Raw genomic sequence first — 16,700 nt, forward strand, 5'->3', positions numbered from 1 at the left:
TGTAGTGTGGTTCACTTAGATCCTGGGCGGCCGGGGAGGAATAGAAACTTAAATCACACTAAGATGTGTTGTGTTACGCAAAATATTCTCTGGGGCGGGTTAAAACACTGGCGCAAGGTCGCGCAGGGCACGCTCTCAGGGCCGTACGAAAAGGACCCTCATGGCTTTCTCACGCAAGCACATTGCATCAACCGGTTCACTGCTGGGTGTCTCCGCCCTCCTGCTTGCAGGTTGTGGAGCAGCTCCCGAAGAATCATCATCAGCATCCGGGGAGTCCAGCGACTACCTTGGCTGCATCGTTTCTGACTTTGGTGGCTTCCAGGACAAGTCCTTCAACCAGAACTCCTACGCTGGCGTAAAGCACGCTGAGACCGAGTTCGGTATTATCATGAAGGAAGCTCAGTCCACCGCTGAGACCGACTACGCTCCCAACCTCAACGAGATGGTCCAGGCCGGTTGTAACCTCACCGTTACCGTAGGCTTCGGTTTGGCTGATACCACCAAGGAAATCGCAGAAGCTAACCCCGATCTGCACTTCACCATCGTGGATGATAACTCCATCGAGCTGGATAATGTGCGCCCCATTGTCTTTGACACCGCTCAGGCTGCTTTCCAGGCCGGTTACGTTGCCGCAGCACAGTCAAAGACCGGCAAGGTAGCTACCTACGGTGGTATGGAATTCCCCACCGTCACTATCTTCATGGATGGGTTCGCGCAGGGTGTTGACTACTATAACCAGCAGAAGAACGCAGACGTTGAGGTTCTGGGCTGGAACAGCGACAGCCAGAGCGGTACCTTCACCGGCGACTTCGAGGATGCCACCAAGGGCAAGACCAACACTCAGAACTTCCTTGATCAGGGTGCTGACGTGATTATGCCCGTTGCTGGCCCCGTAGGTTCAGGTACTCTTGAAGCTGTTAAAGAATACAACGCATCAAACCCCGATTCACCCGCATCTGTTGTATGGGTTGACGCTGATGGCTTCGAAACCAACGCTGACTACCAGGACATCATCCTCACCTCTGTCATGAAGAAAATGGATGACGCTATCACCGAGACCATCAAGGCTGACATGGACGGTAACTTCACCTCCGAGGCTTACATCGGTACCTTGGAGAACGATGGTGTGGGCTTGGCTCCCTTCCACAACTTCGATTCCGAGGTAACTGACGAAACCAAGGCTGAACTGGACAAGATCAAAGAAGATATTATCTCCGGTACTATCAAGGTTGAAACCGCTGGCTCACCCACCGCATAACTCCTAGCAGTTGAGCCATAGTAAAGGCGGCTCGCACTCCCCCTAGGGTAGTGTGAGCCGCTTGTTTGCCCCCTGGTTCTTCCCTCGGCAAGAGACCAGTTAGACTAAAGCACAACGTATACGCGAAGCCACTCCAGTTTGCCGCTGGGTAAGGGGCTGCGCCGGTTCTTACACAGAAAGCCACTCGATGAAACTCGAACTGCGCAAGGTTACCAAACGGTTTGGTGATTTTACCGCTAACGACAGCATTGACCTGACCGTCACCCCTGGCACGGTTCACTGTCTCCTGGGGGAAAATGGGGCGGGTAAATCTACTCTGATGAACGTTATCTATGGTCTCTACCGCCCTACCGAGGGTCAGATGTTCATTGATGATCAGCCGGTGGAATTCTCCGGGCCTTCGGATGCAATGGCAGCCGGTATCGGTATGGTGCACCAGCACTTTATGCTGGTTCCCGTGTTCACGGTGGCAGAAAACGTAGCCCTGGGTGCTGAATCGATCAAGGGCGCTACCCTTGATCTTGAGTCAACCCGCAAGAAAATCCGTGAAATCTCTGACCGCTACGGCTTCCAGGTAGACCCAGATGCCGTGGTTGAGGATTTGCCGGTGGGTGTTCAGCAGCGCGTTGAGATCATCAAGGCACTGGTGCGCGATGCTGAAATCCTCATTCTAGACGAGCCTACCGCCGTCCTTACCCCTGCAGAAACTGATCAGCTGTTGGGTATCATGGATCAGTTGCGTAAGGACGGCAAATCTCTGCTCTTCATCTCGCACAAGTTGCGTGAGGTGCGCGAAATTTCTGATGATATCACCGTGATTCGCCGCGGTAAGGTGGTCGGTCACGCCCAGCCCACCATGTCAACTACTGAGCTGGCTTCCATGATGGTGGGCAAAAATGTTCAGCTAACCGTGGATAAGGACGCGGCCCAGGTCAGCGACAAAGTCTTTGAGGTTAAGAACCTGACCCTGATGGCAGATAACGGTGTGCCCCTGCTCAAAAAAGTCAGCTTTGAGGTGCGCGGCGGTGAGATTCTTGCTGTGGCTGGTGTGCAGGGTAACGGGCAGACCGAACTGGCAGAAAGCATTATTGGCCTTCACCCCAAGGCAACAGGTTCTCTGAGTCTCAACGGCACCGAGCTGTTGGGTATGAGCACCAAGCAGGTGTTGCGCTCTGGGGTTGGCTTTGTGCCTGAAGACCGTAGCAAGGACGGGCTCATCGGCTCCTTCTCGATTTCTGAGAATCTGGTACTCGACCTGTTTGATAGCCCTGAGTTTTCTTCAGCCGGTACTCTCAACCGATCAAAGATTTCAGCTAACGCTGATCGCGCTGGTACTGAATTTGATATCAGAATGGGCTCTAAGGAGCACACTGCATCCACCCTATCCGGCGGCAACCAGCAGAAAATTGTTGTAGCGCGCGAGCTGAGTCGGGACCTGCAACTCTTTGTTGGCTCCCAGCTCACCCGTGGTGTGGATGTCGGTTCAATCGAATTTATTCACAAACGCATCGTGCAAGAACGCGATAAGGGCGTGCCCGTTCTCATCGTTTCTACCGAACTGGATGAGGTCTATGGCCTTGCCGACCGCATTGCCGTCTTCTTACACGGTGAGCTGATGGGCATCGTCCCACCGACCACCCCCAGATCTGTGCTGGGCCAGATGATGGCAGGTGCCACCTACGAGGAGGCGCTGGCAGCTGATACCGAGCACTCAGAGGCATCGAGTGGCTCTGCTGCTAAAACCCAGGTAACCGAGTCTGCTCCGCGGGCAGAAGGAGAAGAGAATGAGCGATAAGCAGCCCGCTGCCCAGCAGGTAGACCCTGCTCTGGCAGCCGACACCGACGCACCGACTCCTCCTCAGGATGTCCCTTCGCAACTGGTGGAAACCCAGAAGCCCTCCCTCTTCGCCCGGATTGCCGGCGGTAGCATTGGCCTCTCTATTGGCGCAGCACTGGCTGCTTTTATTGTGGGCGGCCTGCTAATTGCTGTAACCGACCCAGCAACCCAGGCAGCATCACGGTACTTCTTTGCGCGCCCGCTGGATACCCTTGCCGCTGGGTGGAGCGCTGCTTATGACTCCTACGTAGCTCTTTTGCAGGGTTCAATCTTCAACCCCAATGGCAGGAACTTCACCCAGCAGATTCGTCCGCTGACAGAAACCTTAACCGTTGCAACACCCCTCATTTTTGCAGGTCTGGCTGTGGCGCTGTCCTTCCGAGCAGGTCTCTTTAACATCGGTGCTCAGGGCCAGATTATTCTGGGTGCCATCGTCTCAGGTTGGGTAGCTCTGAACGCGGGCCTCCCCGTTATCGTTATGGTTCCCCTGATTCTGCTGGGCGGTATCGTTGGTGGCGCTATCTGGGGTGGCATCATTGGTGTTCTCAAGGCTCGCACGGGCGCGCACGAAGTCATCCTCTCTATTATGATGAACTACATCGCTGCCAACCTTTTGGTCTACTTGCTGAAGACTCCGTTGCTGCAGCGCGAAGGTAGTTCTAACCCCATCTCAGAGAAGCTGGGCGAGAACGCCCTCTTTCCGCTCCTGCTGGGCCCGCAGTTTCGTCTGCACGCAGGTTTCTTAGCGGCGCTCCTAGCAGTAGCTTTCGTCTGGTGGTTGCTAAATAGCTCTACCGTCGGCTTCCGCCTGCGCGCGGTGGGCGCTAACCCCAACGCCGCCCGCACCGCCGGTATCTCCGTGGCATCGGGCTACATTGTGGTGATGGCACTATCCGGTGCTTTGGCCGGTCTCGCGGGCGCAGCTCAGGTAGCTGGAACCGAAAAAGTACTCTCTACCGGTATTGCGGCGTCCCTCGGCTTTGACGCCATTACCGTAGCGCTACTGGGCCGCTCCAAGCCTGTGGGCACCTTCTTCGCAGCTCTTCTCTACGGAGCCTTCCGCGCCGGTGGCGTATCAATGCAGGTCAGCACCGGTACTGACATTGACATCGTCTTGGTGCTCCAGGCTCTTATCGTTCTCTTTATTGCCGCACCTCCGCTGGTGCGCGCAATCTTCCGTCTGCCCGACCCCACCGGGGCACCGCGCACCAAAAAGAAGAAGTCCGCATCTAAGGCAGTGGAGGCAGCAGCATGAGCGTCGTAGCTACTCAAAACACTAAGGTCTCAGCTGAGACCGAAACCGGTGGTGTGAAGAACTGGAAAAACCCGGTTATTTACACGGTCTTGGCTCTGCTCTCGGTCTTCTTGATTGGGATCCGTGCCCCTGAGAAGACTATTAGCCTCGGTATTTCCGACGGCGTACGCTGGTTCCAAGCCGAACCTCTGCAGATTAACCCCCAGGTTTACGGCTGGGTGGCTGTGGTGATCATGCTGGCTCTAGCCGCCTACGCTCTGGTAACAACCAACACCGGTAAGCTACTAGGCCGCTGGGTAGCACCCCTCTTCTGGCTTACTTTTGTCACCGGTCTACTGGTTTGGGCTATTGGTTCTACCGCCAAACCCTCCCTGTCACTGGTCTCACTGCTGACCGGTGCGGTAGCACTGTCTATCCCCATGATTTTTGGTTCCATGGGTGGTCTGCTCTGCGAGCGCTCAGGCATCGTCAACATTGCTATCGAGGGGCAACTGCTCTTCGGCGCTTTTTCGGCGGTGTTGGTGGGCTCTCTCACCGGTAGCCCCTGGGCGGGTTTATTGGCAGCTATGGCCGGTGGCGTGCTGGTTTCGAGTATCCTGGCCCTCTTCTCCATCAAGTACCTGGTGGATCAGGTCATCGTGGGTGTGGTGGTTAACGTGCTGGTCTCGGGTCTCACCGGCTTCCTGTTTGCCCGCGTCCTGCAGCCCAATGCACCCACCCTCAACTCTGCGCCCAAGCTGCCCGGCTTCGAAATCCCCGTTCTATCACAGATCCCCGTCATCGGACCGGTACTGTTCGACCAGAATGTTCTGGTCTACCTCATGTACTTCGTTGTAGGGCTGATTTGGTTCGCGCTCAACAAGACCAAATGGGGTCTGCGTACCCGCGCGGTAGGCGAACACCCCAAGGCAGCTGACACTCTGGGTGTTAACGTCAATCGACTGCGTCTGATGAACGTGCTGCTGGCCGGTGCTGTAGCCGGTATGGGTGGAGCCTTCTTTACCCTGGTGTCGGTGTCCGCCTTCAACTCTGACATGACAGCGGGGCAGGGCTACATCGCGCTGGCCGCACTCATTTTCGGACGCTGGACTCCGGTGGGTGCCCTGAGCGCAGCCCTTCTCTTTGGTTTTTCACTGAACCTGCAGTTCGTGCTCTCCATTCTGGGCACCCAGGTGCCCACCGAGCTGCTGGCAATGTTGCCCTACCTTGTCACCATCTTTGCGGTGGCAGGTCTGGTAGGCCGTTCACGTGGCCCGGCAGCTGTAGGCACGCCCTACGTCAAGGAATAGCGACCGATGAATGGCTACTGCACGATAGAGTGCGGTAGCCATTGCTGTCTAAGGAAGGCATGATGACTTCAATTAACTGGGATGAACTAACAGATGTGGCACGCCGTGCCTTGGCCACCTCCTATGCTCCCTACTCCAAGTACCCGGTGGGTGCTGCTGCACTGACCGAGGACGGCCGCATCGTCTCTGGCGCTAATATCGAGAACGCTTCCTTGGGTATAACCCTCTGTGCCGAGTGTTCGCTGATCTCTGATTTATTTCGTACCGGCGGCGGTAAACTGATGGCCTTTGCCTGCGTGGATGGGGCAGGGGAGCCACTCATGCCCTGCGGACGTTGCCGTCAGTTGCTCTATGAACACAGTGCCGCAGGAATGATGATTAAGTCTGCCGGTGGAATCATGACCATCGAGCAGATGTTACCCGATGCCTTTGGTCCCGAACGGCTCTAAAACAGTAGACGGCTGCTTTAGACGGGCAGCCGCTAGCTTCAACTGGCATACTGGAAGATAGACAACACACAAAGAGGTGGGGCGAAATGGCCCTGTTGATGAGAGGACGCGCGTGAGTAACGAGGCTTTTGACGCTGTAGATGTCATCCGTACCAAGAGGGACGGCGGGCAGCTATCGAATGATCAGATTGACTGGGTCATTGATGCCTACACCCGAGGTGTAGTAGCTGATGAGCAGATGAGTGCCCTTGCCATGGCAATTTTCCTCAACGGCATGAGCCGGGCTGAAATTGCTCGGTGGACCGATGCCATGATTCGTTCGGGTGAGCGCATGGATTTCTCGTCCATCATTGGCCCGGGCAAGAAGATTGCTACCGCCGATAAACATTCCACCGGGGGTGTAGGCGATAAAATCACCCTACCTTTGGCCCCTTTGGTAGCCGTCTACGGGGTTGCGGTGCCGCAACTATCTGGCCGCGGGTTAGGCCATACCGGTGGAACCCTCGATAAGCTAGAGGCCATTCCTGGCTGGCAGGCTAGTATTTCCAACGAGCGAACCATCGATATTCTAGGTTCTATCGGTGCAGTTATTTCTGCCGCCGGCTCAGGGCTAGCGCCGGCTGATAAGAAGCTCTACGCACTAAGAGACACCACCAGCACCGTTGAAGCCATCCCGCTCATCGCCTCATCCATCATGAGCAAGAAAATTGCTGAAGGCACCGGGTCTCTGGTGCTCGATGTCAAGGTTGGTTCGGGTGCTTTTATGAAAGACATTCAGCAGGCCCGCGAACTAGCTGAGGTTATGGTGGGACTGGGGCATGACGCCGGGGTCACCACCAGTGCGCTGCTCACCAACATGGACACCCCGTTGGGCCTGACCGTAGGTAATGCCTGCGAGGTTGAAGAGTCGGTTGAGGTCCTCGCCGGTGGCGGCCCAGCGGATGTCGTTGAACTGACGCTTGAACTAGCGCGGGTGATGTTGAGGAACTCGGGCGTAGACGCCGACCCCGCTGAAGCTCTTAAAGACGGGCGCGCCATGGACAAGTGGCGTCAGATGATTTCAGCCCAGGGCGGTGACCCTGATGCTGCCCTGCCGGTGGCTCGTGAAACCCACACTGTACTTGCTCCGCAGACCGGCACCCTGACCCGCTTGGACGCGCTCTCGGTGGGTGTGGCGTCCTGGCGTCTTGGGGCTGGCCGAGCCCGCAAGGAGGACGCTGTGCAGCTAGCTGCAGGTATCAAGCTTCACGCAAAACCCGGGGACACAGTGACTGAGGGGCAGCCCCTGATGACCCTCATGACCGACACCCCTGAACGGTTTGACCGTGCCCTGCAGTCTCTTGAGGATGCATGGGATATTAACGGCCAACTGTCAGAAACCTCCATCATCCTTGATCGTATTAACGCCTAGCGCGCCACTCCCTAGCCAGAAAAGAGAAGACAAGCCATGGGTCTCTTCAGCCGCAAAAAAGATCAGCAGCGGGCAGCTGTAACCGCACCTCGCGACGTTCTAGCTCCTGCCCTCATTGCACCTTCAAAAGAGTCTGCACGTGCCCCCGAGCAACAGGCAGAAGTAGGCGGTGCATTGCGCGCTCTCGCACAGAAGATGCGCGCCACCGCTGATGGACAGATCACCCTCCACCTGGTTCAGCAGGGTAACGATATGAGCTACACCTTCTACCAGCGCGGCAACGAGCTAGAAAAAGGTAGCGTGCTACCCGGGGGCGACTGGTTTACCGAGGTTGCCGATCTCTACGTGGAAGAGGAAAAGGGCGAGCGCGGAGCCTTCACCCGTGCCCTCATTATGGTGAGCCCCGCTGCTGCCGAGGAGGAGCAGGTGCAGGCTTCTTTCATCAATTCGGAAAAGGGCAGCAGCCACAACCTGAACTACGCCCTAACTGCTGATAAGCCGGTAGCGTCTTCTGAGCAGGCTCAGGCTGAGCCGATTGAGACGGAACAGGGGTCACCCGAGGCAGAACACCTCGAGACAGCAAGCGCGGCGTCCGAACCTGCCCCTGAGGACGGCCCGACTGCAAGTAACCCGGGGGAGCGTGGATCGGCTAGCTTAGCAGCATCGACCGAGGCAGAAGAGAGCGCAGATGAGCAGACGAGCACTCATAAGGCTCAGTTCCTGGCTCCCTCAGCTACTTCTGATGCCACGGTCGAGAGCGTATCTTCTGAAGACCCCAATGAGGACACCGCAGCTGAGGTGGAGGGTGCACCTGTGAGTCAAGAGACCGAGGTTCCCGCCCAGGTTACTGAAACTCCTGTCTCAGCTGAAACTGAAACTGTGAAGGAGGAGGACTATCAAGAACAGAGCCTTGAGCAGGACGCACAGCTCACGAAAACAGAGGGGTCTAAAGAGTTCACCGCTGCCTCTGAAACCGCTGGAGAACGTGCCGATACGGATGAGACCCTAGAGAACCCCGAGAATCATAACCCTGCTACCGATGGTCCTGCAGACTCACATGATGGGGGAGAGAGCACAGCGGTAGCTCCCGTTCTACCCATGGGTGGCCCCAGCAGCCTGCCCATCCACCTCGATGATGACGCTTTTGATACCCACGATGAGCAGACCGTGGTCGCTCCGGCGGCTGCCTCCCGCCCTGCCCTGGCATCGGCACCGCTTGATGCCCCCAGCGCGGGCGCTAATGTGGACGTCGCTCCCTCGTTTGCAGCCCAGAGCTACACCAAGCCCTCGGAAACCACCTTGGCTGAGGGCAACCTGGTGCTGACCGAAGCAGAGGTCGTCTCCCGCTTCGCACCTGCCTACGATGCTCTCTTTGGTGAAAACGGCACAGCGCTGGATGTTTCCACGGTGCTGATCCGGGTGCGCTCGCTGGGCTCCTACTACGATGCTCTAACTCACGTGCGCCGTAACGGCTTCTGGGAACAGGTGCGCACCTTTGACCTGGTACCCGAGGAAACCTTGGCTATCTTGCAGCTCAAGGCTGACTCCTACAAGGAGGGGAGCGGCTCACCCCTGGCCATCAATATCCGCTTCACCCCCGGTGTGCCCGCAGCAGTCAGTTTCGACTACACCGATGAGGAAGCCTTCATCAGCTACCCTGAGCGCCTGCCCGCCCAGCAGTATGTTGAAGAGCTACGCATGTTCCCCCGCACCGGCGCTAACATACCGGCGCATATGAACGACGCGCTGGCGTCCTGGACCTTCTAAAACCTACTGGAGTTTACCGCCCGGTCACTGCCTGCTAGCTGCCATCTGGTAGCTGATCATGCAGCGGCCGGGCGGTTTCTGTACACTGGCACCAAACCTATGACATCGAGGACAAAAGAGAAAATCGTGACGCAAGAACCTACCTGGATTCAAAAACTGCCCAAGATTAGCCTGCACGATCACCTGGACGGTGGGGTGCAGACAGAAACGTTGATTAAGCACGCTGCGGAGATTGGTCACGAACTACCTGCCACAGACCCCCAAGAGCTAGCCGCCTGGTTCCGTGAGGCAGCTGACTCCCGCTCACTAGAACACTACTTAGAAACCTTCGAACACACGGTGGCGGCCATGCAAACTGCCGAGCACCTGCGTAAGGTTGCCCGCGACCACGTGGTGACACTGGCAGCAGACGGCGTCATCTACGGGGAAGTACGCTGGGCACCGGAGCTTCACACCCGCCGCGGGCTGAGCCTGCAAGAAGCGGTAGAGGCCGTTGCCGACGGGCTCATGGACGGTATGGAATACATCGGAACGCTGGGCGGCCGTATCCTGGTTAACCAAATTCTCTGCGCCATGCGCCAGAACGACCGGGCCCTCGAAATTGCCCAGCTTGCCGTGACTAACCGCCAGATGGGCATTGTCGGCTTTGACCTGGCAGGCCCAGAAGCAGGTTACCCCGCCAGCCTCTTCACCGAAGCCCTGGACTACGCCGCCGCCCACTTCATGCCCGTTACCCTGCACGCCGGTGAAGCCGATGGCTTAAAATCTATCCGCTCAGCCCTCGTCGACGGCCGCGCCCTCCGCCTCGGTCACGGCGTCCGCATTACCGAAGACATCACCGCCCGCACAGTTGCTGAGATTGACCCCGAAGGCACCCTCATGCCCGGCGCTGACCGCGACGCTACCGTACTGCAACTGGGCCCCGTGGCTGAATGGGTGAAGAACCAGCGCATCGTCCTAGAATGCTGCCCCTGCTCTAACCTGCAAACCGATGCCGCCCAGAAAATTGACCTGGTGGGCACCGGGGCCGCTTTCGACCCGGCACGCACCCACGAAGAGCACCCGCTGGCCCTGCTCTTCTCAGCCGGCTTCGCCGTCACTGTCAACCCTGATAACCGCCTGATGAGCTCCACCAGCATCACCCGAGAATTCGTTGAACTCTCCCGCAGCGCTGGCTTTGGCATACCCGAATTCTTCGAAATGACGCTCAACGCAATCAATGGGGCCTTCTGCACCTTCGACGAAAAGCAGGCACTCATGCAAAGCGTGCAGAGTGCCTACGCCCAAATTTCCCAGGAACTCCAGCAGGCAGAACAGTCCCCAGCAGAGCAGGAGGGCTAGAATGACCCAGCTTGAGAATGCAGGCAGCCAATTCCAACGTCTGGTTACCATCATGGACACCTTACGCAGTCCTGGCGGCTGCCCCTGGGACGGCGAACAAACCCACGAATCCCTACTGCGTTATCTGATAGAAGAAGCCTACGAAGTGGTGGAAGCAATTGAGGCCCCCGCTGGAATCGACCGCGCCCTGCTGAAGGAAGAGCTGGGGGATGTGTTGTTACAGGTGGTCTTCCACTCCCGTGTAGCCGAGGAAACCCCGGCAGAACAGGGTGGCTTTGACATCGTGCAGGTGCTCACCGCCCTCAACGACAAGCTTGAACGCCGCCACCCCCATGTCTTCGGTGATGAAGAAGCGGTCACAGGCGATGACGTGCTGACCCGCTGGGACGAACTCAAAAAGAAGGAAAAGCCCGAACGCACCGGCCCCCTGGACGGAATCCCACCTCACCTACCTGCCTTAGCCCTGGCCGAAAAAACCCTGTCTAAAGCCTCCAAAGCTGGGCTGCTCGACCCGGAGGAAATGGGTGCTGGCACCAGCTTTACCACCGAAGAGGAGCTGGGGGAGCACCTGCTCACCCTGGTCGCCGCCGCCAAAAGCCGGGGGCTGGACGCCGAACGCGCCCTGCGCACAGCGACCCGCAAGCTCATCGACCAACACAGCTAGAGTCAAGGCCGCTTGGTGTGCCCGTCCTTGCGTTCTATTCCGTGTGGAATGTGGGTAACCGTGGGTAAAGAGCCACTAAACCCTCTGCTATTTGCCGACATATTAGTGGGAATTAGTGAATTTTTGTTTGCTTATGTGGGTTTTTTGGTAGACTGAAGGCATAACCGTGCTTCGGAGCTCACCGCCCGCCGGTGGGGCTCGAAGCGCAGATTAGCCATTTTCATTTCTATCCTTCAAGGAGCATATTCATGGCTTTGATTACCGCAGTTCACGCTCGTCAGATTCTTGACTCACGTGGCAACCCCACCGTTGAGGTTGAGGTTCTGCTCGAAGACGGCGCTTTTGGCCGCGCAGCAGTTCCCTCAGGCGCATCCACCGGTGAGTGGGAAGCAGTAGAGCGTCGCGATGACGATAAAGCTGTTTACCTGGGCAAGGGCGTTCTCGGTGCTGTTTCTGCAGTAATCGATGAAATCTCCGAAGAAGTTATCGGTATCGACGCTTCAGATCAGCGCGCTGTTGACGCAGCCATGATTGCTCTTGACGGTACTGACAACAAGGGTAAGCTGGGCGCTAACGCTATCCTGGGCCTGTCCATGGCCGTCGCTAAGGCAGCTGCTGAGTCGGCTGACCTGCCCCTCTACAAGTACCTGGGTGGCCCCAACGCTCACGTCCTGCCCGTTCCCATGATGAACATCCTCAACGGTGGCTCACACGCTGACTCCAACGTTGATATCCAGGAGTTCATGATTGCTCCCATCGGTTTCGACACCTTCTCAGCTGCTCTGCAGGCTGGCGTTGAGGTCTACCACGCGCTGAAGAGTGTTCTGCACTCACGCGAACTCTCCACCGGTCTGGGTGACGAGGGTGGCTTCGCGCCCAACCTGGATTCGAACGCTGCTGCGCTTGACCTGATCATTGAAGCTATCGAGAAGGCTGGCTACAAGCCTGGCGAGGAAATCGCACTGGCTCTGGACGTTGCTTCCTCCGAGTTCTACAACGATGGCGCCTACGACTTTGAGGGTCAGAAGCGTTCAGCTGAAGAGATGTCACAGTACTACGCTGACCTTGTCGCTAAGTACCCCCTCGTGTCCATCGAGGATCCCCTGGACGAGAACGACTGGGACGGCTATAAGACCCTGACCGAAATGATCGGCGACAAGGTCCAGATCGTTGGTGACGACCTCTTCGTGACCAACCCCGAGCGTCTGGGCAAGGGCATCGCTGAAGGCGCTGCTAACGCCCTGCTGGTCAAGGTAAACCAGATTGGTTCACTGACCGAAACCTTCGACGCTATGAGCCTGGCTCAGCGCAATGAATACCGTTGCATGGTTTCACACCGTTCAGGTGAGACCGAAGACGTCACCATCGCTGACCTGGCTGTTGCTACCAACGCTGGCCAGATCAAGACCGGTGCTCCCGCCCGCTCCGAGCGCGTTGCTAAGTACAACCAGCTTCTGCGCATCGAAGAAGAACTGGGCGAGCAGGCTGTTTATGCGGGCAAGGGTGCTTTCCCCCGCTTCGCTAAGTAGTCTTTAGCTTAAATACAAAGCCGGCAGGCGGGTTTGCCCGTCTACCGGCTTTTGTATGCCCACCGGCCTATCAGCAAAAGACGGTAGACTGGTGAGGCACAGATCAGCGACGAGGGGAGCGGCAGAACATGGCAGGTCAAAAGAAACAACCCGGGCGTAACCCAATTGCTGCCTTTTTTGGTTTTGGTCTCTCGCATCCAGGCGTCCAGCCGCAGAAGAATAAGAAGAAACCCACCCCATCCAGAGCAATTTCTAGCCCTTCCGGTGACACTGACACGCAAGTTCCCGTTGCGGCTCATTCTTTCTCTGGTCACTTCATTACTGTTGCGATCATCATCGCTATCATTGCCGTCTCTATTTACGGCCCTCTGAGTTCCTTCCTCAAGCAACAAGATGAGATTAACGACGCCAAAGAGACTATCGCCGCACTTGAAGCTGAGCAGGACGCTTTAGAGGCGCAGGTCAGCTGGTGGGAGGACGATAACTACGTCAAACAGCAGGCACGCAGCCGCCTCTTTTACGTTGAGCCCGGTCAGACACCCTACCTGGTGGTAGGCCTAGATGACACCTCAGCGTTAGTCGATGACACCAGCGCCGCAGCGAAAATGGCCCCGGAAGACCCCTGGACCACCAAGTTGTGGGGCTCTTTCCAGTTAGCTTCTGGGCAGGACGCCCCAGCGGCGGGCGCCGGCTCTGGGTCAGAAGAAACTGAGTCTTCTGACGCGCCTAGCCCTGACCGTAGCGTTACCCCTAGCGTTACCCCTAGCGAGTGACCCCTGCTTAAGGTCGGTGGGTGTCACCGCGTACACTTATAGCTAATCCACCGTTCAACCATGATGATAAAGGATCCCATGACCACTCACTTACCTCACGGCTTCGGCGTCACCGCTGAAACCCTTGCCCCCACTGAACTCGATATTCAGGTTCTCTCGGCACAACTGGGGAGAAAAGTTCGTGACGTGGCCGAGATTCCTGCTCGTTGTGTCTGCGGTAACCCGCTGGTGGCTGCTACCGCCCCGCGTCTGTCGAACGGAACTCCTTTCCCCACCGTCTTTTACCTGGCGCACCCTGTTATCACTGCAGCAGCGTCTCGCCTCGAAGCAGAAGGTGCAATGTACGCAATGACCGACGAGATTGCCGCTGATGAAGCAATGGCTGAAGCTTATCGCGCTGCCCACGAGAACTACCTGGCTGAGCGTGAGCGCATCCGCGTGGCAACTAACACAGGTGAGGTACCCGAAATTGAGGGCATCTCAGCCGGTGGCATGCCTACCCGCGTTAAGTGCCTGCACGCGGTGCTGGGCCATACCCTGTCGGTGGGGCGCGGCATCAACCCCTACGGGGACCGCACTCTGGATATGATTTCTGAGTGGTGGACTCCCGAGGTTTGCCACTGCGACCCTGCCTGGCGTGCTGACGCCGTTACAGAAGCTTAAGGGGTAGAAGATGCGCGTAGGTGCTATCGACTGCGGGACCAACTCAATCCGCCTGCTCATCGCTGACATGGAAGAGGGCGCAGACGGTGCTGTCCACTTATCAGAGGTGGTGCGCCGCATGAAGATTGTGCGCCTAGGAAAGGGCGTGGACGCCACCGGGTGGCTGGCCAAAGAATCTTTGGAGCGCACTTTTGAAGCAGCCCGTGAATACGCAGGTTTGCTGAAGGAACACGGTGCACAGAAAGTTCGCTTTGTGGCTACCAGTGCCACCCGCGATGCCGGTAACCGCCACATTTTCACGAACGGTATCCAAGAGATCCTGGGGGTTGAACCCGAGATTATTTCTGGCACCGAAGAGGCTGCGCTGTCCTTTGCTGGCGCCCTATCATCGGTGGGTAATACCGAGCAGATGACGCTGGTGATCGATCTAGGCGGCGGCTCTACCGAGTTCGTCCTCGGCAACAAGGACGGGGTAGTGGCCTCGCAGTCGGTCAATATCGGCTGTGTGCGCATGACCGAGCGTCATGTTAGTTCTAACCCTCCGAGTGTGGATCAGATTGCCCGCGTCATTGCAGATACTGACCGGGCTATCGGGGGTGCATCTGCTGAGGTTGACTTCTCTGTGGCTGAACGTCTGGTGGGGGTCGCTGGTACGGTCACTACGGTCACTGCGCATGCTCTGGGTCTCGACTCCTATGACCCGCAAGCTATTGACCGCACCGAACTATCCATCAAAGATATTTCAAAGGCGGCGGCTGATTTGGTGGCTATGACCACCGAAGAACGCGCTGAACTGGGCTTTATGCACGAGGGCCGCGTTGACGTTATTGGCGCCGGCTCAATTGTCTGGGCTCGCATTATCGAGCGTATTTCGAAGATGACCGAGGGGCGGGTTTCTACCGCTATTGCATCTGAAAAAGATATTCTGGACGGCATTGCCCTCTCATTAGCTCGGTAGGGCTTTGCCCCCCCCAACACCGATTACCTCTCAGCAAACTACGGTAAGGAGTGTGCTTCCATGGCTCGGTTCAGCCTTCGCCAGGTTCTAGCGCTTGTTGCTAGTGCTCTGCTGATGATCACTGGCTTTGGTGCCGCCCATGCTACTGAACCCAGTGCGTCCCCCAGCGGAGGAACCAGCTCTGGCGCCCCCAGCCCGTCGCACCTGCCCTCCGTTCCTACCATCGATACCCCGCGAGGTGACTCCATTCGGGCTAGGCAGTACTGGCTGATGCAGTACGGGTTCGCGGATCTCTGGAAGGAAGCCACCGGTCAGGGAGTAACCGTCGCGGTCATTGATACCGGAGTCGACGGCAACCATCAAGATCTCAAGGCCAATGTCATTGACGGATTTGACGCTTCGGGCAATGGCTCCGGTCAGGGCTGGAAGGGCCTGGGCGTCGAGCCGGAGCACGGCACCCTGGTTGCTTCTGTCATTGCCGGGCATGGACACTCCGATGGGGGCACTCCGGCTAACCCAGGAGAACCCGGGGATGGCCCTGCAGGCATGATAGGTGTAGCGCCAGAAGCTACCATCTTGCCGATTTCCTTAGAGCTGGGCACCGTAGGTAGCTCTACTAAGTCCGTGGATGAGCAGATTCCCACTGCCGTCCGCTATGCTGTGGACGCTGGCGCGGACATCATCAACCTCTCGGTGGGTTCAGACAGCACCTCTTGGCCCGAGAGCTGGGATTCTGCCTTCACCTATGCCGAAGAAAAAGATGTCATTATCATCGCCTCAGCCGGCAATAGGGGAGCTGGGCTTACCCAGGTGGGTGCTCCCGCTACCATGCCCGGTGTTCTCACCGTAGGTGGGGTAGACAAGAGTAAGAAGGATTCCTGGTCCTCGTCCTCTCAGGGTATTTCTATCGCTGTCTCAGCCCCGAGTGAGTCCATGGTGGGCGCGATTCCCAATAACAAGTACGCTACCTGGAGCGGCACTAGCGCGGCTGCACCTACGGTTTCTGGCCTAGCCGCTCTCATCATGGAAAAGTACCCCGACCTCACCGGTAACCAGGTCATTGAGCGTATTATCTCCAGCACTGATGACGCGGGGGAGAGCGGGCGCGACGCTTTCTACGGTTTCGGGGTGATCAACCCGCAACGGGCGCTAGATCCCGATACACCCGATTCAGCTGAGTCTAATCCCCTGGGATCGATGAAAGAGTGGGTTTCGGTGCACCGTAAACACACCGGCACAGCAAGCCCCACTTCCAGTCCCACTGCTGCCCCAGTGCATGAAGAGGGAGAGACCATCGAGGCAGTTGCTGCCCCTCAGCCCGTGCGTCCAGCTGAAGATTCGGGCATCCTGCCCTTCATCGTGCTGACGGCCTTCGGTTTTTGGATTGTGGTGATTACAGCCGGTAGCCTGCGCCGTCTGGACTCACTGACCCGCCGCGCAAGCCGCCGCCGATAAAACCAGTCAATCAGACTCTCACCCGGCACTTTGCCCCCCCACCTTTCTGGT

Annotated in this window: 14 protein-coding genes; all 14 read left to right on the forward strand. The window is 57.5% G+C overall.

Annotated features, from left to right (window positions below; translation table 11 throughout):
• Positions 1-160: 160 nt before the first annotated feature.
• The 14 genes from M3668_RS09630 (at position 161) to M3668_RS09695 (ending at position 16,649) form a co-directional block, all read left to right on the forward strand.
• Positions 161-1,258: a BMP family lipoprotein gene (locus tag M3668_RS09630; protein ID WP_251380636.1), complete on the forward strand. Its 1,098-nt coding sequence runs from the start codon at positions 161-163 to the stop codon at positions 1,256-1,258.
• 187 nt (positions 1,259-1,445) lie between these two features.
• Entirely contained in the window at positions 1,446-3,053 is a 1,608-nt protein-coding gene (locus M3668_RS09635) for an ABC transporter ATP-binding protein (RefSeq protein ID WP_251380637.1), read from the forward strand.
• On the forward strand, positions 3,043-4,350 hold the full coding sequence (locus M3668_RS09640) for an ABC transporter permease (protein WP_251380638.1): 1,308 nt from the start codon (positions 3,043-3,045) through the stop codon (positions 4,348-4,350). The genes M3668_RS09635 and M3668_RS09640 overlap by 11 nt, the downstream gene beginning before the upstream one ends.
• On the forward strand, positions 4,347-5,639 hold the full coding sequence (locus M3668_RS09645) for an ABC transporter permease (RefSeq protein WP_251380639.1): 1,293 nt from the start codon (positions 4,347-4,349) through the stop codon (positions 5,637-5,639). Before M3668_RS09640 ends, M3668_RS09645 begins: the two co-directional genes overlap by 4 nt.
• A gap of 59 nt (positions 5,640-5,698) precedes the next feature.
• Positions 5,699-6,088, forward strand: coding sequence for a cytidine deaminase (locus tag M3668_RS09650; protein WP_502948964.1), 390 nt, complete (start codon positions 5,699-5,701; stop codon positions 6,086-6,088).
• A gap of 112 nt (positions 6,089-6,200) precedes the next feature.
• A complete protein-coding gene (locus tag M3668_RS09655) occupies positions 6,201-7,499 on the forward strand; it encodes a thymidine phosphorylase (protein WP_251380640.1) in 1,299 nt (432 codons plus the stop codon).
• A gap of 36 nt (positions 7,500-7,535) precedes the next feature.
• Complete coding sequence (locus M3668_RS09660) at positions 7,536-9,266, forward strand: hypothetical protein (protein ID WP_251380641.1); 1,731 nt, start codon at positions 7,536-7,538, stop codon at positions 9,264-9,266.
• A gap of 126 nt (positions 9,267-9,392) precedes the next feature.
• Positions 9,393-10,607 carry an adenosine deaminase gene (locus M3668_RS09665; protein ID WP_345446268.1) on the forward strand — a complete coding sequence of 405 codons (1,215 nt, stop codon included), beginning with the start codon at positions 9,393-9,395 and terminating at the stop codon, positions 10,605-10,607.
• A 1-nt stretch (position 10,608) separates the two neighbouring features.
• Positions 10,609-11,271, forward strand: coding sequence for a nucleoside triphosphate pyrophosphohydrolase (mazG, locus tag M3668_RS09670; protein WP_251380643.1), 663 nt, complete (start codon positions 10,609-10,611; stop codon positions 11,269-11,271).
• A gap of 248 nt (positions 11,272-11,519) precedes the next feature.
• Complete coding sequence (gene eno, locus M3668_RS09675; protein ID WP_251380644.1) at positions 11,520-12,800, forward strand: phosphopyruvate hydratase; 1,281 nt, start codon at positions 11,520-11,522, stop codon at positions 12,798-12,800.
• Positions 12,801-12,928: 128 nt separating this feature from the next.
• Entirely contained in the window at positions 12,929-13,573 is a 645-nt protein-coding gene (locus M3668_RS09680; protein WP_251380645.1) for an FtsB family cell division protein, read from the forward strand.
• Between the two features lie 78 nt (positions 13,574-13,651).
• On the forward strand, positions 13,652-14,236 hold the full coding sequence (locus M3668_RS09685) for a DUF501 domain-containing protein (protein ID WP_251380646.1): 585 nt from the start codon (positions 13,652-13,654) through the stop codon (positions 14,234-14,236).
• A gap of 10 nt (positions 14,237-14,246) precedes the next feature.
• A complete protein-coding gene (locus M3668_RS09690) occupies positions 14,247-15,194 on the forward strand; it encodes a Ppx/GppA phosphatase family protein (RefSeq protein ID WP_251380647.1) in 948 nt (315 codons plus the stop codon).
• Positions 15,195-15,254: 60 nt separating this feature from the next.
• Positions 15,255-16,649 (forward strand): S8 family peptidase, encoded by a 1,395-nt coding sequence (locus M3668_RS09695; RefSeq protein WP_251380648.1) that lies wholly within the window; start codon positions 15,255-15,257, stop codon positions 16,647-16,649.
• Positions 16,650-16,700 lie beyond the last annotated feature (51 nt).

The sequence above is a fragment of the Rothia sp. P100 genome, assembly GCF_023712425.1.
Lineage (GTDB): Bacteria > Actinomycetota > Actinomycetes > Actinomycetales > Micrococcaceae > Rothia > Rothia endophytica.